General features: G+C 49.6%; 2 protein-coding genes. Both read right to left on the bottom strand.

The features are described from left to right. Positions 1-290 precede the first annotated feature (290 nt). Entirely contained in the window at positions 291-1,883 is a 1,593-nt protein-coding gene (lsrK, locus tag QZF50_RS23380; protein WP_000113127.1) for an autoinducer-2 kinase, read from the bottom strand. 78 nt (positions 1,884-1,961) lie between these two features. Continuing rightward, positions 1,962-2,784, bottom strand: an 823-nt coding sequence (gene lsrR / locus QZF50_RS23375; protein ID WP_290389032.1) for a transcriptional regulator LsrR, incomplete at its 5' end; no start/stop codon positions are given.

Raw genomic sequence — 2,784 nt, 5'->3', positions numbered from 1 at the left:
GGAAAATTATCATCATCATATTTAACAAAGAATAGCACTAATTGCTAAAAATCGAAGTTTATTAAACCCCTTTTGCATCCATTAGTGTCTTTAGGAATATTCGCTATAAAATAAGGGTTGTGCTTAATGCTTTAAGAAAAATAGCAATTTTCCCTTGAATATAGTACTGGTGATGGAACGATGAATCTGCAAGCTGGCTTTTAACAAGCCAGCTCTAAAAGAAGGGAAATAAGAATAACTATACTCAAAAACTAACAGCCACGGTCATCATGATGTGGCTGTCAATGAAACTATAACCCAGGCGCTTTCCATAACGACGTCGTCAGTCCATGATCAACCAGCCCCAGCTGATCCTGATAAACTGCCTGCCACTTATCGCGTGAATCCTGATAAAGTTCATGCTTTTCCGGGTCTGGTGTGTGCGTCCGTTCCCAGCGAACCAGGCGTTCTCCGGTTTCTGCCATTGATGAAAAAATTCCGGCACCGACGCCAGCTGCAATGGCACATCCTAATGCAGTGGCTTCTTTGACCACCGGAATATTGACGGGTAATCCCGAGACATCAGCGAGAATTTGACTCCATAATTTCCCTTTTGAACCTCCGCCTGCAAAGACTAACGATGAAGGATGAATATTCGAGAAATCAGCAATTTGCTGCAAGTTACACGCTGATACAATCGCCGCATTTTCTTCCAGCGCACGGAACAATGTCGCTTTGTTACATTTATCCGGGTCAATGGACAAGTTAATAAAGGAAGGCGCAGCGTGATACCAGGTTTTAAAGCGCATTCTGTCGGAGAAGATCGGCATTACGCCCCACGACCCAGGCGGCACCCGACTGGCCATCTCTTCCAGCAGCGTATAGGTGTCGATGCCTAAACGTTCGGCAATCAGTTTTTCTTCGGCACAGAAAGCATCGCGGAACCAGCGCATGGTGAGTCCGGTAAAAAAGCTTATAGATTCAGCTTGTACCATGCCAGGAATAACATGAGGATTAACGCGCACGTTCATTTCTGGGTCTGTCACCGGCGCGGCTAAATTTACAACTTGCTGCCAGAATGTGCCGCCAAGAACCGCGGTTTGTGCCGGACGCACAACGCCTAACCCAAGGCAACCAAGCTGCACGTCGCCTCCTCCAACGACCACCGGAGTGCCCGCCTTCAGACCGCAGAGTTCCGCCGCTTGTGAACTTACCACGCCCAGCAATGTGCCGGTTTCTTTGACAGGAGAAAGAATATCGGCACGCAGGCCAGCCATATCCAGCAATGCAGGTTTCCAGTCACGGGTGGTTAGATCAAGAAGTCCCGTGGTGCCAGCGTTAGAGGGATCCACCGCCAGTTCGCCGCTGAGCATATAGGCCAGCCAGTCGCTGATCATGGTGATGGTTGATGCCTGACGGTAAATATCGGAACGATGGTGCGCCAGCCAAAGTAATCTGGGGATGGCACTTAAAGCCAGTGTTTGTCCGGTCGCGCGATAAACTTCGTTTTCAAAGGTATTGTTGTGCAGTTCTTTAAGTTCGCTAACTTCGCGTGCCGCTCTGGCATCCACATTGGCGCAGGCCCAGATCGGGGCTCCTTCATTATTATATAAAACAATGCCTTCACGCATCGAACATGCCGAAACGGCAGCGATATACTCCGGGGCTATGCCGGCGTTGTGCAGCGCCTGGCGCATACACTCACACGCCAGTTGCCAGTTTTTGTTGAGATCAAATTCCATAGAACCAGGAACGTCCGGTACTGCCAGGTGCCGCCACTCCGCCTGTCCCACTGCTATTTGATTGCCTTCCAGGTCGAATATCACAGCCCGAATACTTCCGGTACCTGCATCCAGCGCCATCAGGTAATACTTTGATTCTGAAGGGGTAAAGAGTCGAGCCATTAGATTATCCTCGGCTTATGCGTTCTGTCTGTTCCTCTATACGTTCTCCATCATTCCCGGTAATAAGGTCATGCAAATTTAACTACGTAAAATCGCCGCTGCTGTGTCCTGATCGGTAACCAGTGCGTTGATATAACCGCCTTTCATTGCAGCGGCAATTGCTTCGGCTTTATTTTCTCCCCCTGCCACGCCAACCCGGACGGGTATGGTCTTCAGCGAGCTTAAAGGTAAGCCAATCAGTTCGTTATGTATTTTAATATCCGTGACAACGTCACCTTTTGCATCAAAAAAGTAGCCTAAAATGTCGCCAACCGCCCCTTTTCGACCAATCATTAACTGTTCGCCCTGGCTGATATAACCGGAGCGAATGATCGTCGCGTCGTCCTGTTGACTGACGGCCCCAATGCCGACAATCGCCACATCGGCTGCTTGCGCGGCTAACAGAACATCTTTGACGCAATTTTCATTTTTTAGCGTACGGGCAATGTCAGCGGAGGATGCCCGCAACGGAGCCGGAATAATATTCACACTGCACGCCGCGTTAAGCTGCCCGATACCCGTCATATAAGAACCGACGCCACCGGAGAGCGTGACCAGGCGAATTTGCTGTGACGAAATAAAACCACTTAAGCGTTGCAGCGTATTCATGGTTGCCTCGCCAAAACCAATCGCCAGCATCTGTTGTGGTTGAAGTAAACTCATCAACATATGCGCCGCGCCTATCCCCAGTCGCCCGCCGACATCAGCATCCGCAAGCCCAGGGATGACCCGGACATGTTGCAGCGAAAACTGACGACGTAATTGAGTTTCATATTCCAGACAGCCTTCAAAGCGAGAATTAATCTGTACGCGAATAATGCCGGACTGATGCCCTTTCTCCAGCAAGCGCGACACTTTCAAA

It is taken from the genome of uncultured Escherichia sp. (genome assembly GCF_948475835.1).
Classification (GTDB): domain Bacteria; phylum Pseudomonadota; class Gammaproteobacteria; order Enterobacterales; family Enterobacteriaceae; genus ECMA0423.
This window is presented reverse-complemented; position numbering and strand designations above follow the sequence as displayed.

Bases quoted from the DNA above. Each gene is read 5' to 3' on its own strand.
- lsrK (WP_000113127.1), bottom strand. From the start codon at position 1,883: ATGGCTCGACTCTTTACCCCTTCAGAATCAAAGTATTACCTGATGGCG.